The 24,656-nt window shown below is 58.2% G+C and carries 28 protein-coding genes; 18 read left to right on the top strand and 10 right to left on the bottom strand.

Features of this window, described 5'->3' with window-relative positions; all coding sequences use genetic code 11:
- The coding region (locus tag A4E33_RS11210; protein WP_363054280.1) for a transposase at positions 1 to 307 on the top strand (307 nt) is incomplete at its 5' end.
- A gap of 154 nt (positions 308 to 461) precedes the next feature.
- On the opposite strand, the gene A4E33_RS11205 is transcribed toward A4E33_RS11210, so the two are convergent.
- Together A4E33_RS11205 and A4E33_RS11200 are read right to left on the bottom strand one after the other, a co-directional pair.
- Entirely contained in the window at positions 462 to 1,037 is a 576-nt protein-coding gene (locus A4E33_RS11205; protein WP_292348186.1) for a flagellin, read from the bottom strand.
- Between the two features lie 313 nt (positions 1,038 to 1,350).
- A complete protein-coding gene (locus A4E33_RS11200; RefSeq protein WP_292348184.1) occupies positions 1,351 to 1,896 on the bottom strand; it encodes an archaellin/type IV pilin N-terminal domain-containing protein in 546 nt (181 codons plus the stop codon).
- Positions 1,897 to 2,312: 416 nt separating this feature from the next.
- On the opposite strand from A4E33_RS11200, the gene A4E33_RS11195 reads away from it, so the two are divergent.
- Positions 2,313 to 2,579: a hypothetical protein gene (locus A4E33_RS11195; protein ID WP_292348183.1), complete on the top strand. Its 267-nt coding sequence runs from the start codon at positions 2,313 to 2,315 to the stop codon at positions 2,577 to 2,579.
- On the top strand, positions 2,527 to 3,120 hold the full coding sequence (locus tag A4E33_RS11190; protein WP_292348181.1) for a hypothetical protein: 594 nt from the start codon (positions 2,527 to 2,529) through the stop codon (positions 3,118 to 3,120). Before A4E33_RS11195 ends, A4E33_RS11190 begins: the two co-directional genes overlap by 53 nt.
- A 126-nt stretch (positions 3,121 to 3,246) precedes the next feature.
- On the opposite strand, the gene A4E33_RS11185 is transcribed toward A4E33_RS11190, so the two are convergent.
- Positions 3,247 to 3,624, bottom strand: coding sequence for a translation initiation factor IF-5A (locus A4E33_RS11185; protein ID WP_292348179.1), 378 nt, complete (start codon positions 3,622 to 3,624; stop codon positions 3,247 to 3,249).
- Between the two features lie 109 nt (positions 3,625 to 3,733).
- On the opposite strand from A4E33_RS11185, the gene A4E33_RS11180 reads away from it, so the two are divergent.
- The 5 genes from A4E33_RS11180 to A4E33_RS11160 all read left to right on the top strand — a co-directional run bounded on the left by A4E33_RS11180 (position 3,734) and on the right by A4E33_RS11160 (position 8,188).
- Entirely contained in the window at positions 3,734 to 4,510 is a 777-nt protein-coding gene (locus A4E33_RS11180) for a bifunctional fructose-bisphosphatase/inositol-phosphate phosphatase (protein ID WP_292348177.1), read from the top strand.
- Between the two features lie 5 nt (positions 4,511 to 4,515).
- On the top strand, positions 4,516 to 5,328 hold the full coding sequence (locus A4E33_RS11175; protein ID WP_292348174.1) for an NAD(+)/NADH kinase: 813 nt from the start codon (positions 4,516 to 4,518) through the stop codon (positions 5,326 to 5,328).
- A 295-nt stretch (positions 5,329 to 5,623) separates the two neighbouring features.
- On the top strand, positions 5,624 to 6,115 hold the full coding sequence (locus tag A4E33_RS11170; protein WP_292348173.1) for an amino acid-binding protein: 492 nt from the start codon (positions 5,624 to 5,626) through the stop codon (positions 6,113 to 6,115).
- Positions 6,112 to 7,098: a homoserine dehydrogenase gene (locus tag A4E33_RS11165; protein ID WP_292348171.1), complete on the top strand. Its 987-nt coding sequence runs from the start codon at positions 6,112 to 6,114 to the stop codon at positions 7,096 to 7,098. The genes A4E33_RS11170 and A4E33_RS11165 overlap by 4 nt, the downstream gene beginning before the upstream one ends.
- Entirely contained in the window at positions 7,082 to 8,188 is a 1,107-nt protein-coding gene (locus A4E33_RS11160; protein ID WP_292348169.1) for a helix-turn-helix domain-containing protein, read from the top strand. Before A4E33_RS11165 ends, A4E33_RS11160 begins: the two co-directional genes overlap by 17 nt.
- A 316-nt stretch (positions 8,189 to 8,504) precedes the next feature.
- Here A4E33_RS11160 and A4E33_RS11155 read toward each other — a convergent pair whose 3' ends face one another.
- Together A4E33_RS11155 and A4E33_RS11150 are read right to left on the bottom strand one after the other, a co-directional pair.
- Positions 8,505 to 9,158 (bottom strand): type 1 glutamine amidotransferase, encoded by a 654-nt coding sequence (locus tag A4E33_RS11155; protein WP_292348168.1) that lies wholly within the window; start codon positions 9,156 to 9,158, stop codon positions 8,505 to 8,507.
- Between the two features lie 57 nt (positions 9,159 to 9,215).
- A complete protein-coding gene (locus A4E33_RS11150; RefSeq protein ID WP_292348167.1) occupies positions 9,216 to 9,728 on the bottom strand; it encodes a hypothetical protein in 513 nt (170 codons plus the stop codon).
- Positions 9,729 to 9,923: 195 nt separating this feature from the next.
- Between A4E33_RS11150 and A4E33_RS11145 the strand changes: the two genes are divergently transcribed.
- A complete protein-coding gene (locus tag A4E33_RS11145; RefSeq protein WP_292348165.1) occupies positions 9,924 to 10,757 on the top strand; it encodes a PrsW family glutamic-type intramembrane protease in 834 nt (277 codons plus the stop codon).
- 23 nt (positions 10,758 to 10,780) lie between these two features.
- On the opposite strand, the gene A4E33_RS11140 is transcribed toward A4E33_RS11145, so the two are convergent.
- Both A4E33_RS11140 and A4E33_RS11135 read right to left on the bottom strand, forming a co-directional pair.
- Positions 10,781 to 12,046 carry an ATP-binding protein gene (locus A4E33_RS11140; protein ID WP_292348163.1) on the bottom strand — a complete coding sequence of 422 codons (1,266 nt, stop codon included), beginning with the start codon at positions 12,044 to 12,046 and terminating at the stop codon, positions 10,781 to 10,783.
- 468 nt (positions 12,047 to 12,514) lie between these two features.
- Entirely contained in the window at positions 12,515 to 13,150 is a 636-nt protein-coding gene (locus A4E33_RS11135; protein ID WP_292348161.1) for a type I 3-dehydroquinate dehydratase, read from the bottom strand.
- Positions 13,151 to 13,314: 164 nt separating this feature from the next.
- Here A4E33_RS11135 and A4E33_RS11130 point away from each other — a divergent pair, with 164 nt between their 5' ends.
- Entirely contained in the window at positions 13,315 to 13,851 is a 537-nt protein-coding gene (locus A4E33_RS11130; protein ID WP_292348160.1) for a small multi-drug export protein, read from the top strand.
- Between the two features lie 11 nt (positions 13,852 to 13,862).
- Positions 13,863 to 16,514, top strand: a complete 2,652-nt coding sequence (locus tag A4E33_RS11125; RefSeq protein ID WP_292348158.1) for a U32 family peptidase — start codon at positions 13,863 to 13,865, stop codon at positions 16,512 to 16,514.
- A 52-nt stretch (positions 16,515 to 16,566) separates the two neighbouring features.
- Here A4E33_RS11125 and A4E33_RS11120 read toward each other — a convergent pair whose 3' ends face one another.
- Positions 16,567 to 16,716 carry a hypothetical protein gene (locus tag A4E33_RS11120; RefSeq protein ID WP_292348156.1) on the bottom strand — a complete coding sequence of 50 codons (150 nt, stop codon included), beginning with the start codon at positions 16,714 to 16,716 and terminating at the stop codon, positions 16,567 to 16,569.
- A gap of 242 nt (positions 16,717 to 16,958) precedes the next feature.
- Here A4E33_RS11120 and tpiA point away from each other — a divergent pair, with 242 nt between their 5' ends.
- Positions 16,959 to 17,627, top strand: a complete 669-nt coding sequence (gene tpiA / locus A4E33_RS11115; RefSeq protein ID WP_292348155.1) for a triose-phosphate isomerase — start codon at positions 16,959 to 16,961, stop codon at positions 17,625 to 17,627.
- A gap of 232 nt (positions 17,628 to 17,859) precedes the next feature.
- Here tpiA and A4E33_RS11110 read toward each other — a convergent pair whose 3' ends face one another.
- Positions 17,860 to 18,414, bottom strand: a complete 555-nt coding sequence (locus tag A4E33_RS11110) for a CBS domain-containing protein (protein ID WP_292348153.1) — start codon at positions 18,412 to 18,414, stop codon at positions 17,860 to 17,862.
- 208 nt (positions 18,415 to 18,622) lie between these two features.
- Here A4E33_RS11110 and A4E33_RS11105 point away from each other — a divergent pair, with 208 nt between their 5' ends.
- Genes A4E33_RS11105 through A4E33_RS11080 form a run of 6 tightly spaced genes read left to right on the top strand, consistent with a single transcriptional unit; the run spans position 18,623 to position 24,247 of the window.
- Entirely contained in the window at positions 18,623 to 18,844 is a 222-nt protein-coding gene (locus tag A4E33_RS11105) for a hypothetical protein (RefSeq protein ID WP_292348151.1), read from the top strand.
- Positions 18,844 to 19,635 carry a RimK-like ATPgrasp N-terminal domain-containing protein gene (locus tag A4E33_RS11100; RefSeq protein ID WP_292348149.1) on the top strand — a complete coding sequence of 264 codons (792 nt, stop codon included), beginning with the start codon at positions 18,844 to 18,846 and terminating at the stop codon, positions 19,633 to 19,635. The genes A4E33_RS11105 and A4E33_RS11100 overlap by 1 nt, the downstream gene beginning before the upstream one ends.
- On the top strand, positions 19,632 to 20,504 hold the full coding sequence (locus A4E33_RS11095; RefSeq protein WP_292348147.1) for a RimK family alpha-L-glutamate ligase: 873 nt from the start codon (positions 19,632 to 19,634) through the stop codon (positions 20,502 to 20,504). The genes A4E33_RS11100 and A4E33_RS11095 overlap by 4 nt, the downstream gene beginning before the upstream one ends.
- Before the next feature lie 6 nt (positions 20,505 to 20,510).
- Positions 20,511 to 21,011: a YkgJ family cysteine cluster protein gene (locus A4E33_RS11090; RefSeq protein ID WP_292348146.1), complete on the top strand. Its 501-nt coding sequence runs from the start codon at positions 20,511 to 20,513 to the stop codon at positions 21,009 to 21,011.
- Positions 20,995 to 22,131 (top strand): glutamate-cysteine ligase family protein, encoded by a 1,137-nt coding sequence (locus A4E33_RS11085; protein ID WP_292348144.1) that lies wholly within the window; start codon positions 20,995 to 20,997, stop codon positions 22,129 to 22,131. The genes A4E33_RS11090 and A4E33_RS11085 overlap by 17 nt, the downstream gene beginning before the upstream one ends.
- Positions 22,132 to 22,177: 46 nt before the next feature.
- Complete coding sequence (locus tag A4E33_RS11080; protein WP_292348142.1) at positions 22,178 to 24,247, top strand: acetate--CoA ligase family protein; 2,070 nt, start codon at positions 22,178 to 22,180, stop codon at positions 24,245 to 24,247.
- Between the two features lie 26 nt (positions 24,248 to 24,273).
- Here the strand turns inward: A4E33_RS11080 and A4E33_RS11075 are convergent, their stop codons facing one another.
- Positions 24,274 to 24,603, bottom strand: coding sequence for a hypothetical protein (locus tag A4E33_RS11075; RefSeq protein WP_292348141.1), 330 nt, complete (start codon positions 24,601 to 24,603; stop codon positions 24,274 to 24,276).
- Positions 24,604 to 24,656 lie beyond the last annotated feature (53 nt).

Raw genomic sequence — 24,656 nt, 5'->3', positions numbered from 1 at the left:
GGCCGATTCGGTTATCCCGACAAGATCCTGGAGTAATACCGCCAATATCCGGGGAAAATACCGGAAAGAAATGACCGACAATTTCGACGTTGTCCGGTACCGTAAACGGGTCCTGGTTGAAACTAAATTCTCTGTCCTTAAACGGAGGTTCGGAGCCGACCTGAAGTCGAGATCATTCCAGATTCAGAAGAAGGAAATCGCCTGTAAGATCATCCTTGCCAACCTTGACAGAATTATTCTGTTCGTCTGGATTGAGGGGTTCTACAGAGCAAAAAAACCGTGTGAGGACCCGCCCCTATACTCCTGAACCAACCGGATAGCACATGCAATGGGGTGGACGGGTATAATTGGGAGCATCCTCCGAAAGAAAAATCCCTGAAAAATATGTATCAGTAACTGGTCCCATGGATATTGACGAGTGTGTGAGAAATCCGTGACATATGAGCAATTAAAAATTGGGGTTAAGTCAGCACCTGGGTATATTTTATTGTTGCAGGTGCTGCACGGGTGAAGAGCAAGGCAGACCCGACCGGAGGTCTTATTTCGACAGTAATCCGCTGGTTCGGGCCAAGGCCGGTTCCCAGTTTAATCAATATCGTTTCCTGTTCCTGGTCATGGAGGGAAGTGGCACCAATTCCAAATTTACTTCCCGCAGTTGCCTGCGATGAGTAGGTTAGGAATTGCACCTGGTTGTTATTGTCAGGCTGCGTGACCACAATAATCATTTTTGTCAGATCCACCGGTGGCGCACCCGGTGCAAGACCAATGCCGAACTGGACGGTGTTTACCGTTCCGGTTGCGCCCGAATCAACACCATAGACCTGGCCTGACATCTGGATGTTGGAAGTTGCCTGTTCAACGCTTTTATATACGCTCTCCTGCGTCTTCTGGGTTGTGTAGAATCCCGCACCAAGAACCACGTAGGAAAATACCGCTGCAACGACCACGAATGCGATCAGTACAATCGCTGCTTCAAGGCCGGTGAATGCTTCATCGACCGGCCTTTTTTGTGGTGATGTGAATATGTCTGCCGTCATTCTTCTCATCAGTAATTCCTTATCCCACATGACTGATGGATATGATACTATTAATACGCTTTCTCTCCCGATTTTTCCTTGCCGACAGGGGGCCCTCAGAGATAAACAGTGCTTCAGCGGCAGGTGGAGGTATGAACAGGAGCATTGGCTGATATAGTATGGTTGTGTCAGATATTGGATGCACGAAGATGTGAAATTCAGGAGGATGATCCTGCAATCATTCATTTTTTGGCAATAAACCTTTCCTCGGCCTTGGAAGATGCCATGATTCTATTCGGGAAATATGAAGAGGAACAACGGAAAAAAGGAGGAATTAGTAGAGAACCTGGGTGTTCGCGATCGTGGCCGGTGCAGTCCGGGTCAGCGGGAGCGAGGCACCAACCGCAGGTCTCAGTTCGATCGTGACCTTGTTGTTTGCAGCAAGCGGTGTGCCCAGCTTTATCGTGATCTTCTCCTGGCTCGTGCCAGCTAATGCCGTGTTCGAGCAGCCGAAATGGGTACCTGCAGTCGCTGTCGTGGAATATGCAAGGTTTTGAACAAGTGTATTCTGGTCAGGCTGGGTAACAATGATCTTCAGTTTGGTAAGGTCCATCGCCGGTGCCCCCGGAGCAAGACCGAGAGTTAACTCGAGTGTCCCGATCCCCGTACCCGACTTGATACCGTAGATTCCACCTATCATCTGGATGTTGGAGGTTGCCTGTTCAACACCTTTGTACACGGTCTCCTGGCTTTTCTGGGTCGTGAAGAACCCGGCGCCGAGTACCACGTAAGAGAACACCGCCGCAACGACGACGAATGCGATTAACACAATCGCCGCCTCGAGGCCGGTGAACCCACTGTCATCGGATTTTGATATCATGGTTTCACCTTTCATAGCGGACACTGGCGTAACCAATGTCGCTACGTGATTAGAGGATTTAATACTATATATATTTATTCCGATAAACTCTCCCCTTTCGCAGAACATTTTCGGAATTTTACAAGAAAATCAGAATCATTACCGGTATTACAGCCCCCTGCAGCCAAATCATGGTTAAGAGACATGAATAATTATCACTGGTGCATTTCCCTCCACATGCGATGATAAGGATAGCTGTATTATGACCCGTTCAATCCCGGTTCATCCGGAGTATCGCAGGATTTCCTTCTCCGTTATGCGACACTGTTCACGGGCTTTTGTGTACATACACAATGAAAAACCGGTTCCTGAAGGACTGAAGGATCCCGGATAGGATATTTTATCTGGTTCCAATGATCAGAATTTAACCAGACGTTATGGATAAAAAAGACATCATGTACGGTGTTGCCGCAATCGCAATCATCCTCGTCATGGCAGTTTTTGTAAAACCGGTAATAACAGGCCAGCCGGTGAACACCGGCATCCCGGTCCCTGCCACAACCGCGGCCCGCCCCGACATCCCCCCCGACAACAATCGTTACAACAACCATTCCGACGCCAACACCCGTCCCGACCTGGAACAGGACGGTCATGTCAGTCGGATTTGTCAACGCATCAGTCTATGGAGTCACCCTTACCGATGAGATCCCCAGCGGGACGCGGATAGATAATATCCCGCTTAACACAAGCATGACCTCGTTTGCAAAGATTACCGGGCAATACAGCGGGACAACGCAGGTCATCAATATCCCGTTCCCGTACTGGGAACTGGTCTATACCGTCGATCCGGTTGAGATGACCAAACCGGGTTCAGTCACGGTCACTCCCACGAGGGGATCAGGTGTTGCAGCAGGAGCTGGCATACAGGGTTCGTATTCCAGCGCCCTCCCGGAATTCACCATCCAGGTCATGGATGCCAATGATCCCAACCGCGTTGTCCGGACCATCACGCCCCCGGGGGGCATCGATGTAAACCTGTGGAAGGGTGTAAAAGCCACTATCAACCCGGAATTCAAATCGGGACGGAAGACCACGGATACCGACACGATCTATACCGATCCCCGCCCCTGGACAGAGAAATTCTTCGAGGGGCAGAGGAGTTATTATTTCATCATCAACTCTCTGCGCATAAAATCCTACAGCATCGACATCCGTGTCCCGACCCGGTACATTGGCACCGTCTGATTTGATCATCCTTTTTTCAGTGATGACACGTGTACAGTGCTGCCATCCTCAGAGAGTCGGATCTCTTTCCCAAAGGATACCAGAGGGATTGTAAAAAAAGCCGGGAAAAACTGAATGGAAAAAAATTCAGTCGAACTTTTTCTTGCCCATCGATTCGATATACATGTATTCCTTGCCCACCTCGATGGTGCCTTTCTTGTCATCGGGGATGGCAATCTCGAAGTTCGAGAAGTCTTTCATATCCATGAGCTGCGCCATGTTCCCGGCAATGGAGAGCACCTGCCCGCTCTTGCGCTCGACAACCGGGACATAGGTCTTGGCAGAGACCGGAGAAACGATCGAGCGTTTCACGCCGTCAAAGATTCCGATGGCGTCGATACGCGCCTTTGCCGCCCCGTGCTTGCCGGGCTTCGATGTTGCAATCGCCATGACCTTGCACGGCTCTTCGTCGATAACGATATAGCGTCCTTCCTTGATCTTTCCGATTTCTGTCTGTTCCTTCATCGCAATAACTCCACAAGGGTCACTAAATATAACCGCGTTAGTAATTTATCTCTGTTGCCTTACATAAATACAGCGTTAAGAAAGAGACCGGCAGAAGCAGGAACCACCCATGGATTTTTTCTCTGCATGCGATGAGATGGGAAAGCAGGTAGCCGACAGCATCATCGATCTTGTCGGAACCTTCGAAGGGGGGGAAACCGTACGGATGGGTGCTGACCTGACACCGACCAAGAAGATCGACCAGGTTGCCGAGGATTGCGTGCTCGCCTTTTTACACGACCACCCGCTCTGTTCGCTCCTGATCAGCGAGGAGGCCGGGAAGATAACCATGGACGGGGAACGGGGCACGATATTCCTCGATCCGGTTGACGGGACCTTCAATGCTGTTGCCAGTATCCCCTTTTACGCTCTCTCCGTAGCCTATGCGGAAGGGGGGTACACCCAGAAGGCATTTGTCCGGAACCTTGCCAGCGGGGAGACCTTCACTGCAGAAAAAGGGAGTTTTGCACGCTGCAACAACAAACCCATCCATGTCTCCGCTGTCGGGAATCTCGATGAATGCGCAATGAGCGTCTATGGCCGGAAATTCGACCCAGCCCGGGTGATGCAGCTTGGCCAGAAGATCCGGCGGTGGCGGCTCCTTGGCGCTTCCGCCCTCGAGCTGTGCTATATCGGTGCCGGGAGGATTGACGGTTTCATCGATCTCCGGGGGACACTCCGCGTCACGGATGCGGCGGCCGGCATGCTGGTCTGCTCCGAGGCAGGCGGCAGGGTGACCGACCTGAATGGTCACGTCATCCGGTTCCCCAACGAAGTAACGGTCGGTCGCTGTCTCGTTGCAACGAACGGCGTGCTCCATCATAAAGTGATCGAATACCTGAGGTGAGAGAGATGAAAGTACTGCTCGTGTCCCGCATCGACAACAGTGATGCTCTTGCGTTTACCGGGGAGATCCGCTCGGTCCTGACCGCCGCCGGATGCGATGTGATTCTCGATCGCGACACCGCTTCATCCTCCGGGAGGAAGGGGACCGCCCTTGCCGGTACGGATGCCGATGTCGCGATTGTTGTCGGGGGTGACGGAACAATTCTCCGTACGATCCAGCAGATCAACCCGCCGATCCCGGTCCTTGGCGTCAACTGGGGGGGTGTCGGGTTCCTGGCGGACCTCGATCCTGATGGAGCCCTTGCCTTCATCAGGACGCTGCCTGGCGGATTTTCCGTTGAGGAGCGGATGCGCATCTCACTCTTTAAGGACGGTGCATGCCTCGGGACTGCCCTGAACGAAGCAATGATCGTGACAACCCGCCCGGCCAAGATGCTCCGGATTGCCATCTCCATCGACGGGGTCGTTGCCGAACAGTTCCGGGCCGACGGGCTCCTCATCAGCACGCCTACGGGATCCACAGCATACGCCATGAGTGCCGGTGGGCCTATTGTCGATCCCCGGGTCCAGGGATTCCTTCTTGTTCCGCTTGCACCGTACATGCTCTCCTCCCGCCCGCACCTTATCAGCAGCGAACGCCGTCTCGAGATACGGCTGGAGAGCGACAAGAAGGCCAACCTTGCAGTCGACGGGCAGCAGACCTTCGAACTGGAGAGATCCAGTACGATCGAAGTCCGCCGTTCTGACAGGCCAGCCCTCTTTGTTGACGTGAAGCGGAACTTTTTTGAAAAAGTGGACGAGAAGCTGCGGAAACTGTGAGACTTTTTTGGATTGCCTGATTCCTGGTTAAAATTAAAATCTGCGACTGATGTACTTTCAGCATTGAGAGCCCCGGGCATGTCGAAGAAACCTGCGGATTCTTCTTCTCGCTCACATCACATTGTGTGGCTCATGAAGATGAAGAACGCCGACGCGTCCTTCTCCCGTTTCAGGACTGCCAGTCCCCGGCAAGTCGAAGAACCTCCGGTTCTTCTCCTGCCTCAGCCATGATGGGCCTCAGCATTTATCATTTCGCCCGTGCAACAACGTGTAAGGTGGTTTGTTGCAGGTCTCCATGAAACTTGAGATGAAGGACTCGCCCGGGCAGCTGGTTGCAGCGCTGAAACCCATCTCCGATGTCGGGGGCAACATCATCGCGGTCATCCACCAGCGCGATCCCGATATCGATGGCGATACCCTGAATGTCCAGATCGTTCTCGAGCTGCCGAAAGGACGGCTCGACAACCTCGTCAGCCTCCTGAAGGAGCAGGGGGTCAAGATCCAGCGGATTGGAGAGGAACGTCTCCTCTACCAAAGGACCGTCATCATGATTGGTCACCTGATGCACACCGACCTCTCCGACACTGTCGACCAGATCGACTCGACCGGGTTTGCCGAGGTGTGCGAGCTGGCCATGAGCATGCCGGCGGTCAACGAACGGTCATCGTCGCGCATCACCATCAAGGCAGTCAGCCGCGAGGACATGGAAGCAGCGCTCGCAATCCTCCGCCGCGTCTCACAGCAGAAATCGCTCCTCCTCATTGAACCCCTGGAGGACTCGGCATGAAGGTCGCACTCATCGGGCTCGGGTCTGTCGGCCGCGGGGTTGCGGAGATGCTGGCAAAAAAGGACCTCGGACTCACGATCACCGGGATAGCGGATTCGAAGAGCGCGTTCATGGACCCTGCCGGAATCGATATTTCCCGAATCCTCGCCAACAAGAAGAAGAACGGTTCCTGCGGGGACCAGCACCTCACAGCGGAGGACGTAATAAAAAAGGCCGATTACGATGCCCTCATCGAAGTAACCCCCACCAACGCGCTCTCCGGGGAGCCGGCGATAGGGTACATCAGGGCTGCACTGAGCCGTAAAAAACATGTCGTCACCTCCAATAAAGGCCCCATTGCGCTCGCCGCCAAGGAACTCCGTGCCATGGCAAAGAAGAAAGGGGTTGCGCTCCGGTACGAGGCCACCGTTGCCGGGGCTATCCCGGTCATGCACACGCTCGAACACGGGCTTGCCGGTAATGAGATCCTCGCGCTGTATGGCGTGCTGAACGGCACCTGCAACTTTATCCTCACCCGCATGGCCGCAGAGGGGCTCACCTACGAACAGGCGCTGATGGAAGCACGGGAGATGGGGTACGCGGAAGCGGATCCCACGTATGACGTCCAGGGCATCGACGCCGCCATCAAGCTCGTGATCCTCGCCAACACGATATGGGACAACGGTGTCAAACTCAGCGACGTGGACCGGACCGGAATCGACCTGCTGACACCCGATGCCCTGCGGCTCGCGGACGAGGAGGGCTGCACCATCCGGCTGATCGCCGAGGCAAATCCAAAGAAGCACCTGCTCCGGGTTTCGCCGCGGATCCTCGAAAAGAACCACCCGCTCGTGAACGATGGGACGCTCAATGCCCTGACCTTCGAGACCGATATGGCAAAAGAGATCACCCTTATCGGCAGGGGGGCAGGCTCGATCGAGACCGCAAGCGCTATCATCGGAGACCTGCTCTACATCCGCGACCACTATGTCCAGCGTGCTTGAACACCGGCGCATGTACCTGCGCCTGATGCGGCAGTTCACGCTCGACAAGGGTTTTTTTACGGTCACGGAGATCCAGAAATCTACCGGGATCCCCCGGAGCACGGCGCAGGACTGGGTCAACCGCCTCATGAAGGAAGGGTGCGTGATCCTCCGCGAAGAAAAACGCGGGCGGAGCGCCGCACGCTACGCGGCGATCAGCGCCATGCCCTCGAGTACCTGCCGGCGGATCTTTACCACCGTTGACGGCGACCGGGTCGCGATTTATCACGACTGCATGAGCGGGGCTCTGACCGCGTTCTGCGGCCACCACCATTGCCGTGCCGGCGGTGCGCTCACCGGGGTTTGGCGGGACGGGACCCTGCTCCGCGAGGATGCCCGGCTCGGTCAGAAAGCCATCAGAGTCGGCCTTTCCCCCCTGCCGGCGGTCGGTGTCTGCGGGGTCGGGCAGGAAGGCGACGAGATCGTCCAGCACATCCGCTGCGTCGGGGGCCCGGCATACTCCCTCACGGACATGATGTCCCGGGCCGAGGGAGTTGTCCGGGTTGAGTCGCGGCACCGTGGGAATATTGTCGAGGGAAAAGTCCGCACCCGTGCCCTGAAACAGGTGACTATCGGCATCGATGATACGGACACAAAGGATGGCGGCGCCACCTTCGCCCTTGCCCTCGCCCTGCTCAACCATCTCGATCGCCTGCCGGGCATCATCCCGATCAGCCACCATGTAGTGATGCTGAACCCGGCAGTGTTTGCCAAGACCGCCGGCAATTCCGCGAGTTTCATCGAGATCGCTGTCGAACCTGCGGCTTTCACGGACCTTCCCGACAAGGTCGTACGATTCATTGCCGACGAATCGCTTTCGCACGAATGGGGCATTGCGATACGTTCCGGCCTCGGTATGCCAAAAGGTCTCCGCGAGTACGGGCAGATGGCCCGTTCGCAGATAATCACCCGCCCGGTTGCTGAGGCCGAGGCGGAACGGTTCGGGGTCTCGCTTGCCGGCGGCAACGGGGTAATCGGGGCGCTTGCAGCAGTGGCGCTCGCCGGGCTGCCGCACGAGGTGCTGCTCGACCCGTCGAAGAAGATTGGGTAATTCTTTTTGCTCTGTAGAAATCCTTCTGACAAAACACTCAGTGGAATTGCGAGGATGACCCCCTCTCTCCCCCAGAGGGGGAGGCACCCCAAGGGGGCAAGCCCCCTTGACCCCCAGTGTCGACCATTGTATGAGATGCCCATATACAGCCATGCTCCACGGGGCGAGGGTCGGCAAACCCCGAGCACCCGTGGCTCCATCATCATTCAACACAATCACTCAAAGGATTTCTTCAGAGCATATTTTTTAAGATCGGGTGCCGGACCCGTGTCCCAACAGACTCGTCACGTGCTGCAGGGAAGGCTGATGCGGAATATTACCGGATAAAATCCTCAGCTACCAGCCGGCAGAGCCGGTTGCTCTCTGCAAGGTACCGGGGCGTATCGCGGGCGATTTTTTCCCGGTCGTACCGTTTCAGGCTGCGGCTCCACAGGCTGATCATCTCTCCTGTCATCTCCAAATGGAACTGGAGACCGAGGCAGTTGCCGACAGATAATGCCTGGTTCCGCACGCTGCTTCCCGTGCAGAGCAGCCGCCCGCCGTAAGGGATCGCAAACGTATCGCCGTGGATCTGGAAGACGCGGAACCGTTCGGGAAACATCCCCATAATACCCCGGCATTGCGGTACTGTCGCGAGTTCATGCCACCCGATCTCCGTGATATATTTGTATACCGGGGCTCCGAATGCCGACGCAATAAGCTGGGCGCCGAGGCAGATCCCGAGTACCTTCTGCCGGTTCTTCCCGGATTTCCGGATTAATTCCTTCTCCTGCTTCAGGTACGGGTATTCCCGCTCGTCGTTCACACTCATCGGCCCGCCCATGAAGACGAGATGGGTTGCATTGATGCGGGGGACCTCCCCCGTTTCGTAAAGCCGGATGTATTCGAACGGGACGGTATGATCGGAAAAAACCTGTTCAAGGTATCCTGAAGGTTCCGTGGGCTCATGCTGGAATATGCCGATCTTCATCAGAGGTCCTGCCTTGTAATGGTCATGGAAATCCGGTGTCAAAAAGGGAATTTTTCATCAGTAGTACATCCCCCCGTACACCCGTTCGTCGATGACCTTGTATCGCGAACCGGCAGAGATGACAAAGACCTCGCACCGGTCGCCGCTGCGGGTGCCGGGGGCGACGATCTCGTCGCCGGGAATCGGCTTGCTGCCTTTGCTCATGATGTATTCCTGGTACGCGACATCGGACGTGTACACCCGCATGATGATCCGGGTAACGTAGATCTCTCCCGGGCCGCCCTGGAAGAGCAGGTGGATCTCGGAGGTCGGGCGGTCTTTTGTGAGCAGGAGGTTGACCTGCCGCTCGGCCGGCAGTTTCTGCACGGGTTCCGTTGTCTGAGTTGGTGTGGGCGTGGTAACAACGGGTGTGGGGGGTTCGGTCACCGGAATTGTTGTGACGGTTGTCGGCGGCAGAGGGACCATGGTCGGCGTTGCAGAGAGCCCGCCGTCATCCTCTGATGTGCATCCTGCAGCAAGGACAAGGACGAGCAGCGTGAGCACGACAACGAATGTACCGGGAGTATGCATATGGATGAGGCTTGTTTCTGACGGTATTTCTTGTTTGCGTTATCACCCGCACGCTCCTGCAGGGCCCGGGCCGGTGAACGGGAATAACCGGACAAATCGCGGAGAGGGCGGCTCGTCCCATGGAAGGGAAAGATATCGGTACGCCCCGGCGGACCCCCGGAAATCCTCTTCCCTTCGGGCGACCATACACCGGTAATGCTCGATCTCCTGTTCCTCGCCATCGCCCCGACCCTCTTCCTCCTCCTCTACATCTACCGGAAGGACCGGTACGAACCCGAGCCTCTCCACCTGATCGCGTGGGTCTTCTTCCTCGGCGCCCTTTCCGTGATTCCCGCAGGTCTCATCGAACTCATATTCCCGGAAGGTGTCGTCTCGTCGGCAGTTGTCGCGCCGGTAGTCGAGGAGACCATGAAATTCCTCATTGTGTTCCTTGCGATCTACCGTCACCCGGAGTTTGACGAGCCGATGGACGGGATCGTCTATGCCACAGCGGCCAGTCTCGGCTTTGCCACGGTGGAGAATATCCTGTACGTGATCGAGGGAGGCCTTGCCGTGGGCATTGTACGGGCAATCGCTTCCGTTCCCGGTCACGTGGTTTTCTCGTGCATCTGGGGCTTTGCGCTCGGGACCGCGAAGTTCCGGCCGGAACGGGAGCAGGCCGGGATTATCCTCACCGGCCTTCTGGGAGGGATAGCCCTGCACGCGGTCTTCAATTTCAGCCTCGAGGTATATGAGGTTGCGGGTTTCCTGCTGATCCTCTTCGTCATCCTCCCGCTTGCATGGTGGACGACCTCGCGCAACATCGCGTGTGCCCACGCAGACCCGGCGTCGGCGTGCTCGGAGAAGCAGCGGGATGCGGCTGCCCTTGCTGCCATGACGTCCGGGACATTGCCGGGACGGGATCCCGGAACCGGTTCACAACCGCCTGCTTCACCTGCACCCCGGCCTGCCCGTCCCGTCTGTACGAACTGCGGTATGCCGGTAAAGCCCGGGATGCGGTTCTGCGAGCAGTGCGGGAAGGAGATATAAGTCCCGGACAGGCGACCTGCAGCTCAGCCGGTGCCGGTATCCGGCTTCTCCAGCCACTTCCAGAGAGGGACATACCGGATCGTCCCGGTCATGCCGAACCATTCGCTGGTCTCGGTCTTTTCTTCCTGTTCCGAAAGGATGAGCAGGTTGTCGCATTTCAGATCCCGCGACGCCTTCAGGAGCGCCCGGATTTCCCGTGATCGGGTTTTTGGTTCTGACAGATCAGCACAGACTTGGATCAGCGCCAGAATCCGGTTCTGCTGCTGCACAACAAAATCCACCTCCTCCTGCTGCGGGTTCTTCCAGTAATAGATCGATACCCCGCCGGTCAGCTGGCGTTTCCAGAGTTCGATGGCAACAAGGTTCTCGTACAGTTTCCCGCGATTCTCCGATACAGCAAAGGCTCGTGCAGAGACAAACCCGGTGTCCGTGCAGTAGATCTTCTTGTTTGAGGAAGCCTGTTCGCGGACTTTGAACGAGAAACGAGGGATGGAGAAAAACAGGAACGCCTCCTCAAGGTACCTGAGGAATTTCTGCACGGTCATCGTACCCGCGCTCTGCGTCACGCGGGCAAGCGACTGGTACGAATATTCGGACGCGATGTTGGAGAGGAGGTACAGCGCGAGGTCTTCGATCCCCTTCACGGACCGTATGCGGAACCGCTTCACGATATCCTTGAACACGATCGCATCGAAGAGCGTTGCAAGGTAATCGCGGGATGAGAATTTTTTCACAAGAGGCTCGGGATATCCGCCGCTCTTTGCATAATCGTACACAACCGCTGCTTTCTCCCGTGTGGTGAGCTCGTGCGGGAAGAGCCGGAGGTACTCGGCAAAGGAGAACGGCAGGAGAGGTGTCTGCAGGTACCGGCCGGTGAGGTGGGTGGCGAGTTCCGCGCTGAGCAGGTGCGCGTTGCTGCCGGTGATCACGAGCCGGTATCCCTGCCGGGCGAGCCGGTTCACGAACAGTTCCCACTGCGGCAGGTTCTGGATCTCGTCCAGCAGGAGTTTCCGGGGTTTGCCGTACACCGAATCCACCGCCGCGATGATCTCGTCATTGTCCGAAAGCCCGGTGAGCCGTTCGTCATCGAAGTTCACGTACCCGAACGGCCCGGCCTCTGCGAGATGGTGGATGGCGAAGAATGATTTGCCGGCCCGGCGCGGGCCGGTGATGACCCGGATGAGGGAGGTGTCGCCTCCGTCGATGCTTGCGTCACGTCGTATGTATTGACCGCTGAGGGCCCCCTGGAGATCCCTCTGCTGGACGAGGACGATGTCCCTGACGGTCATAATCTGCTCATCTGCTATAGTGTAGTAGATGAAAATAGATAAAATTGTCTATTATGGTTGCATGAATGTGCTGAAAATGGGGAGATGGATCTCAGGTAATGTGCGCTGCGGGAAATTGCTGTGTTGTGTTCCGGACGGGTGATCGGTGCCGGATCCGGTTTTGCTGATCCTGTGCTATTGTGCCGGAAAAGTGCCCTGTGAAAATCCCTTCACCGGGGGTTTTGGAGGGGGATCGGGGGGATTTGTGAGGTGATGGAAAAATGGGGGGATAATCTGAGAATTTTTTTGAAAGGGGTATGGCATTTGCTTTCATACATTTTCCGTGTTGACAATCACTTGAATAGTTCCTGTTACTTCCTGACCTGCGGCTTTTCTTTTATCAGTACACGGGACACTCGCAGGCAGGTTGAGTTTGCTCCTGATTGTTGTACTGTCCGCGTAATTGATTAAAATATGAATCGGACTTCGTCACATCCCCAGCAGATTCCGGAGCTGGACGAACTCCTCCACCGTGAACTGCCCTTCTGCCGTGGGAGCAGCCCCGACAGAGCAGTAGACAAGTTCTGAGCCGAACATAGGTAAAATCGCCCGGGCCTGCCGGTACTGCGAGCCCATCACGCCCGTGCAGATCGGTTTCTTTGCAGCAGCCGTGAAGGAGATCAGGTCGATGAGGTCGTCCTCGTTCTGGGGGGTCACGATGATCTTCGGGATATCGCCGAACGCCCGCAGGTTCCGCTCGAGATGGAAGAGCTCGGTAAGTGACAGCATCCTTCCCTCGTGGGACGATGCGATCACCTGCTTTCCTACGGCCCGGATTGCCGGGGCATTGTCAGAGAAACGCTGCTCGATGTCGATATAATCGACGTATGGCATGAGCGGGGCGAGCTGCTTCATCCACTCGTCCGCGTTGCCGAAGTACCGCCCGCCCTCAGCGCCTGAGCGGAGCGTTGCGATGATCGGGAGAGTGACCTGTTGCCGGCAGCGTTTCGCGTGTCCGGCCAGGTCGCCTTCGAAGAGATCGAGACGGAGCTCGATCATGTCAGCTCCCTGCTCCTGTGCCAGGACCGCATTGACGGGATCAGTCAGCGCTGCAACAATCTTCATGTGTCTATCATTCTCTTGACCCTTGTCCCTGAAAAGCGTACCGGAAGGCCGGTCCGGTCCCTGCCGGTTTTCCATACCTGGATCACCCGGGCCTGCATACTGCCGGGAAAAACCGGAAAAGACAGGTGTTATGTTCCTGCCCGGCCAATCCTGATCACCAGCCCATGGAAGACACAGCCCCCGGACAACCCTCCCGGACAAGCGCCGGCATCCTGATCGGTTGCGCAGCCGTTACTCTCGCCCTGCCCGTTCCCGCTGCGATTGTCACCGGCCGGTCCGTTCCGGTCACTCTTGCCCTGGTTGGCAGCGCATTCGTCATCGAGTACGGGGCAGCACCTGTCGGGATCCTCGGAGGTCTCGACCCGCTCTTTGTCCTCTTTGCGCTCTCCTGCATCGCGCTTGGCATCACCCTGCTCCTCTTCGGGCTCTGCGGAACGCTGGAGGAACGCTGGCCCCGGTTCGCCCGGTTCCTCGAACGGACACGGGCAAAGGTGCAGGGATCCACGATCCTTGCGAAGTACGGGGTGTACGGCCTTGTCCCGCTCGTCATGATCCTCGGTTTCTGGGTCTGTGCGCCCGCTGCGTGCATCTCCGGCTGGCGGCGCGACCTTGCAACGGTCCTCATCATGACCGGATACATCATTGCCTGTATCGTGACCATCCTTGCAACGCAGGGCGCCATCGGGATACTCACTCCGTAATCCTGCAGACCATGACGGAATCCGGAAAAAACCCAGAAAAACCGGCGCTCCCGGAACTCCTTGCACCGGCAGGTTCGCCGGAAGCGCTCCGGGCCGCTGTTGCCGCGGGCGCGGATGCCGTATACCTGAGCGGGAAGAAGTTCGGCGCCCGGAAATTTGCTGCGAATTTTTCGGACAGCGAGATCGAAGTCGGGATCCGGTATGCACACTCCCGCGGTGTCCGGGTTTACGTCACGGTCAACACCCTCATCCACGACCGCGAACTGAAGGGCGTTGCGGAGTACCTGCTCTGGCTGTATGCAGCAGGAGTTGATGCTGTGCTCGTGCAGGACGCCGGAATTGCAGCGCTCGCACGGGAGATCGTGCCGGGCCTCCCGCTTCATGCATCGACCCAGATGACGGTCCACAACACCACCGGTGTCCTGTGGGCAGCGAAGCAGGGCTTCTCCCGTGTTGTCCTCTCCCGGGAACTCTCCTTTGCAGAGATCCGGACCATCGCAGAGAAAACCCGGCACACGGGGATCGGGCTCGAGGTCTTCGCCCACGGGGCCCTGTGTTACAGCTACTCCGGCCAGTGCCTCCTCTCGTCGGTCATCGGCGGGCGGAGCGGGAACCGGGGCATGTGCGCCCAGCCGTGCCGGAAACCCTATTCGCTTGTTGCGGGAACGACAGACGCGTACGGCAGGCCGGAGCACCTTCGCGATGTAAAGACGGCGGGCAGCTACCTTCTCTCGCCAAAAGATCTCTGCACGTACCGGAACCTCCCGGATCTCGTGAGATCGCCAGTGGTCTCCCTGAAGATAGAAGGGCGGATGAAGTCGCCGGAATATGTGGCGATCGTGGTCTCCACGTACCGGAAAGCGCTCGATGCCATTGCCGCAGGGGACTGGAAACCTGACCCGGGTGCAGAACGCGATCTCCTCCTTGCCTTCAACCGGGGATTCACGAGAGGGTATCTCTTCGGCGACCGCCACGGGTCCCTGATGTCCCGTGAGGCACCGGATAACCGGGGGATCTGTATCGGGACGGTCACGGGGCAGGACCGGAAGAGCGGGACGGTGACAGTCCGCCTTGCCGGTTCCCTGGTGCCGGCAGCCGGCGACGGCCTGTTCTTCTTTGGCCTGAGCAGCAGGGAGGAGGGGGACTGGGGGTTCCAGCTCAACAACGCGCCGGTGGTAAAGGATAAAACGACCGTGACCTTCGTCATTCTCCGTCCCGCTGCCCCGGGATCGCAGGTGTTCATTACGTCGTCCCGCGAGCTGGAGGCGCGGGCCCGGCAGATCATTGCCCGTCCCGAACCCGGTAGCGGGCGCAGGATTCCCGTCGACATCCGTATTCGCGTGGATGCCGACGGGCACATCGCTATGGCGGGGAGTATTGTGCCCGGACCGGGCAAGCGCGTGGATGTTGCATACACCCCGGATCTCACACTCGTCCCGGCACGCTCGCACCCGCTCTCCCGGGAACAGTTCGAAGCGCAGGTCAGGAAGAGTGGCGATACCCCGTTTGCGGTCCGGGACATATCGCTTGACTATGACGGAATCCTGTTTGCCCCGGTGGGCGGGCTTAACCGGATGCGCCGTGAGTTCATTGCCCGTGCGCAGGAAGCGCTCCTTGCATCATCAGTCCCACCCGGGACGGAGATTGTACAGGCACGCGACCGGCTTGCTGCAGCATTCCGGGATTCCGGGATTCCCCGGAAGAACGACTACAGTGCCGGACTTTCCGCAGGCTTCACATTGTACGCAGATTCTCTCGAGGCGGTGGCAGCGGCAGCGGGGGCAGGCTGTACCGCAATCTGTTTCGAACCGGCGGTTGCGCTTCCGCGGCACACCTGCGGTGCCGCAACCGCCGGCCTTCCATCGTTCCGCGATCAGGTGACACAGGCTATGGCGGTCTGCAGGGATGCCGGGATTCGCTTCATCCTGAAATTTCCCCGGATTACCCGGGACGATTTCCTGGCAGTCGTCCTGCCGGACATTGCCCTGCTGCACAAGGATGGGCTCGCGGACTGCCTGGTGGAGAATCCGGGAACGGAACATGCAATCCGGACACATATACCCCTGATGAATATCTCCGGCGGGGCCGGGCTCAACATCTTCAACCACCGGACTGCATGCCACCTCTGTCCGCCCTTCCGGTCACTCACCCTCTCGCCGGAACTCTCGGGCGATGAATGCCGCGTGCTCATTGCCGCTGCCCGCGGGGGGGGATGCACCGCCATCTTCTCCCTTATCGTCCAGGGAATCGGTGAAGCCATGATCACGGAAGACTGCCTCCGGGAACCGGTGCAGCACTGCCGGCCGGACACGAAGACCGGAAGCGACTGTGCCTTCCTCGGGCTCCGGGACGGGACCGGCCGTATCTTCCCGTTCAGGACCGACGGGGCATGCCGGACCACCATCGGCAACGCGGTGGAGACCTGCCTTGTCGACCGCATTCCCGCCATTCTGGAGGCTGGTATCAGTGACGTTGTGATCGATGCCCGCGGGCGGACTGCGGCGTATGCCGGCGGGATGGTCCGGATATACCGCGAGGCGCTTGACCGTGCGGGCACGGGGAAATTTTCAAAGGAAGACGCCTCATTGTTCAGGGACCGGGCAAAAGCCCTGTCGTATGGCGGGATTACCGCGGGGCATTTCCTCCGCGGCCTGAAGGAATGACGGGGGGAACGAATCGCCTCATAAACGAGGATTCCATTCCCATATTTTAGGATTACATGATGGGGGCTGATGCCCCCATACCCCCATCAGGATAGTTGCCGCCGCCACGAAGGGCGCCCCGCGGCGGCCTCAATGAGCGTTTTTCTATTCCTGCTTTTGCCCCGCCATGCTGCGGAGCGGCCATGAGGCAGGGAGCCATCATAAATATTTAAGATTCGGATAAGTATTATCGATCCGATGTAAACCGAAGCGAATTATCCCGATTTCTCCAGTGCTGGTTTATTTCATCGTTACGTTCGAACTTTTGTTCACGGGTATTTTTGGAGTGAATTCTCCGAATTCTTCGAACCGAATCCCGATACGATCCTCATACCACCATCGGACCCGGCCGGGCGCAAATATTCAAGTTGCTTTAATCCACATGGAATATACGGAGCACACACCATGCCATCGCCACTGATCCTCGTCAACCTCAAGACGTACAAGGAAGGAACGGGCAGCCGGGCCCACATGATCGCACAGGCCGCAGAACTCGTTGCAAAGGAGAGCGGGGCCACCATCGGTGTCGCCCCCACGTATATTGACCTCCACCCGCTCTGCCACCATTTCGCGATCCCGGTCTACGCCCAGCACGTGGACGGCTTCGAGCCCGGTGCGCATACCGGCCATGTCACTGCCGATGCCATCAAAGCCGCAGGCGCTGCCGGTTCGCTCGTCAACCACTCGGAACGGCGGCTCACCCTTGCGGATATCGAGGCATCGGTCCGGGCCCTCCAGGCCCTGAAGATGACCGCAGTTGTCTGCACCAACAACGAGGCGACCAGCGCTGCAGCCGCCGGGCTCGCGCCGGAGTACGTTGCCATCGAGCCGCCGGAACTTATCGGCAGCGGCGTGTCGGTCTCCAAAGCAAACCCCGACATCATCAGGAGGTCCGTTGCAACGGTCCGTGCCGTGAACGGAAAGGTAAAGGTTCTGACCGGCGCCGGCATCCAGTCTGGCGAGTGCGTGAAGATAGCCGTCGACCTCGGGACTGACGGCGTGCTCCTTGCGTCGAGCGTGGTCAAGGCTAAGGACCCCGGCGCCGTGCTCCGCGACCTGGTCTCAAAACTCTGATTTTTTACTTCAGAAACAAATACCAGATACCAACAACTGCCACGAACAGTACCACACCGATACCGATCACGGTCATGCTGTTGATATCACCGGAACCTTCTGCCATTTTTTACCCGATCCTGTATTCCTTGGATTAACAGCCTCCTTTTAATGCAGATAATAAATAGTTTCTGCCATACATTGGGAAAAACCGGGAAGACTGCTGCCTGCAGAAACGGAACCCGGGGGGAGGTTACACGATCAGCGAGATCAGGTCGTGCTTGGTGATCACGCCCTTGACGATCTTGCCTTCCACGACAAGCACAGCGTGGTTCTGCTGGAGGATATTAATAACCGTCTCCACATCCATGTCTGGCGGCACCGTGGGGAAGCCCGATTCCATAAAGTCCCGGACCGTGAACAGGTGGGTTTTGTGAAGGCGCTGCTGCTCAATGGCCTTGACGATCACCGCCTCGGAGATGCAGCCCACCGGAACGCCGCGCTCGATAACCGGGAGCTGCGAGATGTTGTTCTTCTCAATGATATCCACGGCCCTGCTGATGGCGTCCTGCGGCTGGACGGAGAGGACCGGGGTATGCATGATCTGGGCGGCCCGGACCTTCCGGGGTTCCGCGCTGTTGAGGACCGTGATGATCTTGGTCAGGGTGCTGACCCGCGGGTCGACATTCCCGGCCTCGATGCGGGCAACCATGGACTGGCTGATGCCGGCGCGCTTCGCCAGCTCGGTCTGCTTCAGGCCCAGCGCTTCGCGGCGCGTGCGCAGTTCCACGGGTGTAGGAATATGCATCCTGATTACTGATGGGGATACGAGGTTATCAAAGTTATGCAGGGAGCACGGGCAGAGCGGGATGGTGCAGTTCCGGTAAAGAACCCGCAATACCGGTCATTGCTGCCTCCGGACTGCAGGCTGGCTGGTGCAGTGCAAAATACTATAAACCCGGCGCAATATAGCTCTGTCAGTGAAATCCGGCCGCTATGCCGGATTTGTGTTGAACATGGACGAATGTCTCAACGAAGACGATACCGAAGAGCCCCATCGTAGGTTCTCCGACTGTTTTGATGCGCAGCACGCGGGACTATCCATGCATGCCGGGAGTATGTTTGCAGCAGCGGATGCTCTCCAGGACCGGACTACCGGAAAGGCTCCAATCGCCCGGCCGGCCTTCGATCATGGTCCCCGTGTACCGGCACGATTCTACGGCAGGTCGACCGGGTGATGAGCGGCAGACGGAACGGGTCGGTGCGGGCATCCGGTGCGGCAGCTGCCGGGGATACAGGTTTTCCCGTACTCCCGGCTCCCCGGGCGGAGCATGGGATCCAGGAGAAACTCCTTCCCGTACAGCAAGTGGATTCGTCGCGGGCAAACGGGCACCGGGAAGGAAGCCTTTTGCGGGACTCGCTGCACCTCCTGGAACGGGACGGGATCTGCCATGTTATCAGCGAAGACTACTCGTACAAGACCGAACCATATTACACCATCCTCGACTGCGAGCTCCGCGGGAAGGAGGTACGGCCGAAAAGCAGCGACGTGATCGACGCCTACGTTGTCCCGATGTGCCTCGAACGGGCGAAACTCGCCGGCATCCCGGTTGCGGAATGGGGAATAGCGCAGGGGTTCGTGCCCCTGCCCTCCATCATCTATGGCCTGAACTATTTTGCAACGAGCGCGGACTACTCCCTTGTCCGCGACGATGCTAAAGCAAGGGAGGTCATCGCGCACGTGACGAACAAAGGCAAGTACCCGTTCTGTTACCAGAAGATCGGGGCCGGAACAACCGTCCACTCCTGCGTCACTATCTTCGGGAGGACCGCCGGCTCCTGCGCAGCGGTTGCGGGGCTCGCACAGAAGATCTATGACCTCTTCTCCATTCCGCTCGTCACCATGGTCTTTCTCAGGGACGGCGACGAGTACCGGCTCTCATCACTCTCGCCCACCAAATACTCAAAAATCTCAACGGACGAGCGCTCGCTCCTCACTGCGTACCTCGCCCACCAGGAGTTCCTATGAGCAAACTCGGCATCTTTGTTGACAGAAAGACCCTTGCCAGCGCCGAGCAGCTCACGGCCCTGATCCACTGCCGCGATGTTGCGGAAGGCATGGGCCATTCCGTTGACTTCATCTTCCCGGTGGATATCACGAAGATCCCGAAGATGGACGCGCTCTTCATCCGCGCCAGGACCGACCCGATGAACGTCACGTACGTTGCCGCACAGATGGCCGCGTTCCATGGCATCCCGGTCATCGACGACCCTGCATCGATCCGGATCTGCTCGGACAAGGTCAACATGTACTCCCACCTGATGAAAATGGGAGTTTCGATCCCGAAGACCGTGTTCCTGTCAAAGAACGATCTCTCGGTCGAACGCGTCACCCGCCTTTTTGAGGAGCTCGGCTCCCCCATCATCGTCAAGGAACCGTCAACGTCGTTCTCGCTCCGCGTGGAGAAGGTGAACGATATCACCGGCTTCTTCCAGGTAGCCCGCCGGTTCATCCGGCTCTCGGACTGGATCGTTGCCCAGCAGTACATTGAGAGCCGGTACGACTGGCGGGTCGGCGTCCTGAACGGCGAACTCCTGTATGCCTGCAAGTACACGATCCCGTCGGTCACCTTCAAGATCCAGGCCTCCGTCAACGGGCACATCGTGTACTGTGGTGTCGAGAGTGTACCGGAGAATGCCATCCCTCCGCATGTCGTGAAGCTCGGGATCCGGGCCGCCAATGCGATCGGCAACGGGCTGTATGGCGTGGATCTCAAGAACAACAACGGGGATGCGTATGTCATCGAGGTGAACGACAATCCTTCCCTTGAGAGCGGCGAGGACAGCCATTACCCCGACGTGTACCAGAAGATCGTCTCCCGCCTGTTTGCTGCGTGATATTCCATGACCGAAGACTGGCGGGCCCGTGCCGGGACTATCTGCATGCAGTGCGGCGGGAGATGCTGCAGGGACGCCCATCCTCCGCTCTCCTCATCCTGCTGCAGCCGGCTTGTCGCGGAGGGCATCCCGGAGGATTCCTTTGAATGGCGAGGGTACCGGGCGGTGAGGGCGCGGGACGACGGGACCTGCATTTTCCATACCGCGAACCGGTGCTCGATCCACACCATGAAGCCGGAGACCTGCCGGGCCGGGCCGTTCACGTTTGACGTGAAAGGCGATGTGATAGAAATATTCCTGAAACACGACACGATCTGTCCCGTTGTCCGGCTGCTGAAGGACGTGCCTGAAGCCTACGGGCACCAGCTCGCCCTTGCAAAAAAGAGCATCGCGCACCTTGTCGCGCATCTTCCGGACGACGAACTGGCCGCGATATGCAGCATCGATGAACCGGAGACTGATAAGGTAGCAGAAATCCCCCGGGAGTACCATGACCATCGGCACTGAACACGAATTCTCGATCAACGATGCAGCGTTCCGGCCGTTGCCGGTCTCAGACGAGATCATAAAAACCATCTGCGGCAGCTACGACAGCGAAATCCTGTTCGGGGACGTGAAACTGGGAAAGGAGCTCCAGAAGACCGTGCTCGAGATGGTCCCCCGGACCCATTCCGATTCCATCGCGGCGCTGGAAGGGCAGCTCCTGCATGGTATACAGAAATTCTGCCACATCTTCCGGGACCGGTACACCCTGCTGGGCCTCGGGATGCACCCAACCCTCCGCCTTCAAGAGACCGCGGTCTGGGACCACGACGAGGGGGAGTACTACGAGGTCTATGACCGGCTTTTCGATATCCGGCAGCACGGCTGGCTCAATATCCAGGCGCTGCAGGTGAACCTGTCGTACGGCAGCGAGAAGAATCTTGTCCGGCAGTTCAACCGCCTCAGGTGCCTGCTCCCGTACCTGATCGCGGTCACTGCTGCTTCGCCCATTGTCGAGGGAAAAACCACCGGCACTGCCGACAACCGCCTCCTTTACTACCGCCGGAACCAGAAGGAGATCCCGCTCATCTGCAACCGCATCATCCCGCAGAAGATTGCATCGGTCCGGGATTACCGGCGGGAGCAGGAAGAGATCTTTTCTGAGCTGCGCAGGAACGATGCAGCAATCCTGTGCCAGGAATGGGTGAACTCGGGGGGCGTCATCATCCGGTTCTCCCGGAAGTGCCTCGAGATCAAGGCCCTGGACGAGCAGGACTGCATCCGTTCCGACATGGCGGTCTGCGCATTCATCATCGCGCTCCTCCGCTGCCCGTCCCTGCCGGTTGAGACGGACCAGGACGCCCTCCTCGCGCTCACGGAAGAGGCGATCCATACGGGAACATCCGCCCTGCGGCCGGAACTGGAGAACCTCTACGCAAGGGCATGGGACCATGCAACCGCTGAGGAGCGCCTCTACCTCCCGTTCGTGAAAGACCGGATCGGGGAAGGGTGCCTTGCGGAACTCATCAGCGAACGGTTCGGGAGGGAGCGGGAGATTGTCCCGATCCTCGCGGACGTGGCAACGGCACTGAGGACCAACGAGCCCTGCCGGCCGGGATGGCATGAGCGGCCGGCATCCTCATAAACCGGGGCATGCCAATACACTGTACCAGAGATGGGGATCGGTTGCCATGGCACGCCAGTTACTCCCGGAAGCGGAAGGGTATGCACTGCTGAAGAACGCCGGTATTCCGGTCCCCCGATTCTCGGTTGCACAGTCACGGGAAGATGCTGCGAAAGCCGCTGATACGATCGGCTGCCCGGTCGTCATGAAAGTGGTCTCGCAGCAGGTGGTCCACAAGAGCGATGCCGGGGGGGTTGTTCTCAATATCAGGACACCGGCCGAAGCGGCAGCAGCCTTCGATACCATATCGCGGAACGTGAAGCAGAATGTGCCCGGGGCGGTCATCGACGGCATCATCGTGGTGCAGCAGCTCACCCCGGGCCTCGAGCTGATCATTGGCGGGAAGACCGATCCCGCGTTCGGTAAGGTCATCACCATCGGTGCCGGCGGGACGCTCGTGGAACTCCTGCGCGACGTTTCCCTCCGCGTCCTTCCGATCGACGAGACAGAGATCCGCGCAATGGTGCACGAGCTCAAAGTATCACGCCTCATTGCCGGATACCGGAACCAGTCCGCCCGGGATGAAGAGGCGTTCGTTGCTGCAGTGACTGCTGCAGCCCGCTGGTTCTTACAAACTCCCCGCGTGAAGGAATTCGACCTCAACCCGATGGTGCTGTACGAAAAGGGCGGGTGCGTGATCGACGCCCGCATCTATGTGGACGATGCGCCGGAACCGGTGGCTGATGGCGGGAGACCGGAACTGCCGGACCGGCTGCTCTCCATCGGTTCGATCGCCGTGGTGGGCGCTTCGCAGGATCCGAACAAGGTCGGCTACGCGATCACGCGGAACCTCCTCCAGTTCAGGGGATCCCTGTACCCGGTCAACCCGAAAGCTGAGGAGATCCTCGGGAAGAAGGCCTATCCTTCGCTCTCCGCGGTCCCCGCAACCATCGACCTCGTGGTCATTGCAATCCCGGCAAAGGGTGTGCCGCAGATCGTGAAGGAAGCGGGGGAGAAGAAGGTCCCGCTTGTCATCATCATCTCCTCGGGATTCCGCGAGGCCGGGGAAGCGGGACGGGCGCTGGAGAGCGAGGTCCTTGCCACTGCCCGCCAGTACGGGATCCGCATCATGGGGCCGAACTGCCTCGGGCTCATGCTCCCGCACCAGGGGATCAACACAACGTTCGACCCGGTCTCGCCCAAGCCCGGCAAGATCGCCTTCATTTCGCAGAGCGGGGCGATCATCACCACCATCGTGGACTGGAGCCTGCCGGAGGAGATAGGGCTCTCGGCGGTTATCAGCGTCGGCAACCAGGCCGACCTCACGTTCGAGGACTTTGTCCGGTTCGCCGGGAACGACAAGGAGACGAAGGCCATCATCCTCTATGCCGAGCAGATCCGGGACGGCAGGAAGTTTATGGAAACCGTCAGCCGGATCACCCCCACGAAACCGGTGGTGGTCATCAAGGCCGGTGCGTCGGCCGTTGGCCAGAAGGCCGCGTCCTCCCACACGGGATCCCTGGCCGGCAGCCACGCGGTGTACATGGCCGCGTTCCGGCAGGCCGGGGTCATCCCGGTCAATTCCATCCGGGGAGCGTTCCAGACCGCGGAACTGCTGGCATCGGAGGGATACCCGCGGGGGACCCGGGCGGTCGTGATCACCAATGCCGGTGGCTTCGGGGTCCTCTCGTCCGACTATGCCGAACAGAACGGGATAACGATGATCGAATTTTCACACAGCATCATCGATGAGCTCAACGCGGTCCTTCCCCCGGACTGGAGCCGCGCCAACCCGATTGACATGGTCGGCGACTCGAGCGCGGACCGGTTCGCGAAGACCTTCGACATCATGATCCGGAACCAGGACATCTGGGATATCGCGTTCGTCATCGCTGTCCCCTCGGCTATCTCCGACCCGATCCGGGTGGCAAACGAGATCGTCCGCTTCAGCAAACATACCCGCAAGATGATCGTGGGCTGCATGATCGGCGGCGACAGCATGAAGACGCCGCTGCGCATCCTCCGCGATGCCCAGATCCCCAACTTCCCGGACCTCGAGGACGCGTTCAAGGCGGTCGGGACGATAGGCACGCACCGGTGCAGTACGGATTCAGTGGCGTGCCGGCACGGGGAGTGAAAGGATTCCTTCTTAATAGGGAGGAATCAGGGGATCCAGGGCGGTGTAAACAAGTAATAGTCCCCTTTGTATTCTATGAAGATATCGGGACGCGGAAAAAATTTGCTCGTCCAGAAACGATATTTTTCTGAATCTGGAATTTCAATAACGTAATCATTTCCTGATCCATTCGTTTCTGGTATTCCCTCTTGCGAATTATTCCGGATTATGGGTGCGAGATAGGGAAACCGATCAACATCGTCATCCAGTATCGGGATGATTTTGCCATCGGGAATGCTGGATCTGTTAAATCGTGTTACGGTCATATTTGGTTCTACTCCACCATAATCAAATTTGGGCCCTGTTGAAATGCTCAAAGAACATTGAACACCCTTTGATTTTTCAGGAAACGATCAAGAGAAAAGATGAT

This window comes from Methanoregula sp. PtaB.Bin085, from assembly GCF_002067035.1.
Lineage (GTDB): Archaea > Halobacteriota > Methanomicrobia > Methanomicrobiales > Methanospirillaceae > Methanoregula.
Note: the sequence above shows the minus strand (reverse complement) of the source record. Positions and strands in the feature narration are given on the sequence as shown.

Excerpts from the sequence above, each read along its gene's own strand:
- A4E33_RS11205 (WP_292348186.1), bottom strand. The coding sequence starts at position 1,037 with ATGACGGCAGACATATTCACATCACCACAAAAAAGGCCGGTCGATGAA.
- A4E33_RS11200 (WP_292348184.1), bottom strand. The coding sequence starts at position 1,896 with ATGATATCAAAATCCGATGACAGTGGGTTCACCGGCCTCGAGGCGGCG.
- A4E33_RS11195 (WP_292348183.1), top strand. The coding sequence starts at position 2,313 with ATGGATAAAAAAGACATCATGTACGGTGTTGCCGCAATCGCAATCATC.
- A4E33_RS11190 (WP_292348181.1), top strand. The coding sequence starts at position 2,527 with ATGTCAGTCGGATTTGTCAACGCATCAGTCTATGGAGTCACCCTTACC.
- A4E33_RS11185 (WP_292348179.1), bottom strand. The coding sequence starts at position 3,624 with ATGAAGGAACAGACAGAAATCGGAAAGATCAAGGAAGGACGCTATATC.
- A4E33_RS11180 (WP_292348177.1), top strand. The coding sequence starts at position 3,734 with ATGGATTTTTTCTCTGCATGCGATGAGATGGGAAAGCAGGTAGCCGAC.
- A4E33_RS11175 (WP_292348174.1), top strand. The coding sequence starts at position 4,516 with ATGAAAGTACTGCTCGTGTCCCGCATCGACAACAGTGATGCTCTTGCG.
- A4E33_RS11170 (WP_292348173.1), top strand. The coding sequence starts at position 5,624 with ATGAAACTTGAGATGAAGGACTCGCCCGGGCAGCTGGTTGCAGCGCTG.
- A4E33_RS11165 (WP_292348171.1), top strand. The coding sequence starts at position 6,112 with ATGAAGGTCGCACTCATCGGGCTCGGGTCTGTCGGCCGCGGGGTTGCG.
- A4E33_RS11160 (WP_292348169.1), top strand. The coding sequence starts at position 7,082 with ATGTCCAGCGTGCTTGAACACCGGCGCATGTACCTGCGCCTGATGCGG.
- A4E33_RS11155 (WP_292348168.1), bottom strand. The coding sequence starts at position 9,158 with ATGAAGATCGGCATATTCCAGCATGAGCCCACGGAACCTTCAGGATAC.
- A4E33_RS11150 (WP_292348167.1), bottom strand. The coding sequence starts at position 9,728 with ATGCATACTCCCGGTACATTCGTTGTCGTGCTCACGCTGCTCGTCCTT.
- A4E33_RS11145 (WP_292348165.1), top strand. The coding sequence starts at position 9,924 with ATGCTCGATCTCCTGTTCCTCGCCATCGCCCCGACCCTCTTCCTCCTC.
- A4E33_RS11140 (WP_292348163.1), bottom strand. The coding sequence starts at position 12,046 with ATGACCGTCAGGGACATCGTCCTCGTCCAGCAGAGGGATCTCCAGGGG.
- A4E33_RS11135 (WP_292348161.1), bottom strand. The coding sequence starts at position 13,150 with ATGAAGATTGTTGCAGCGCTGACTGATCCCGTCAATGCGGTCCTGGCA.
- A4E33_RS11130 (WP_292348160.1), top strand. The coding sequence starts at position 13,315 with ATGGAAGACACAGCCCCCGGACAACCCTCCCGGACAAGCGCCGGCATC.
- A4E33_RS11125 (WP_292348158.1), top strand. The coding sequence starts at position 13,863 with ATGACGGAATCCGGAAAAAACCCAGAAAAACCGGCGCTCCCGGAACTC.
- A4E33_RS11120 (WP_292348156.1), bottom strand. The coding sequence starts at position 16,716 with ATGATGGCTCCCTGCCTCATGGCCGCTCCGCAGCATGGCGGGGCAAAA.
- tpiA (WP_292348155.1), top strand. The coding sequence starts at position 16,959 with ATGCCATCGCCACTGATCCTCGTCAACCTCAAGACGTACAAGGAAGGA.
- A4E33_RS11110 (WP_292348153.1), bottom strand. The coding sequence starts at position 18,414 with ATGCATATTCCTACACCCGTGGAACTGCGCACGCGCCGCGAAGCGCTG.
- A4E33_RS11105 (WP_292348151.1), top strand. The coding sequence starts at position 18,623 with ATGGACGAATGTCTCAACGAAGACGATACCGAAGAGCCCCATCGTAGG.
- A4E33_RS11100 (WP_292348149.1), top strand. The coding sequence starts at position 18,844 with ATGAGCGGCAGACGGAACGGGTCGGTGCGGGCATCCGGTGCGGCAGCT.
- A4E33_RS11095 (WP_292348147.1), top strand. The coding sequence starts at position 19,632 with ATGAGCAAACTCGGCATCTTTGTTGACAGAAAGACCCTTGCCAGCGCC.
- A4E33_RS11090 (WP_292348146.1), top strand. The coding sequence starts at position 20,511 with ATGACCGAAGACTGGCGGGCCCGTGCCGGGACTATCTGCATGCAGTGC.
- A4E33_RS11085 (WP_292348144.1), top strand. The coding sequence starts at position 20,995 with ATGACCATCGGCACTGAACACGAATTCTCGATCAACGATGCAGCGTTC.
- A4E33_RS11080 (WP_292348142.1), top strand. The coding sequence starts at position 22,178 with ATGGCACGCCAGTTACTCCCGGAAGCGGAAGGGTATGCACTGCTGAAG.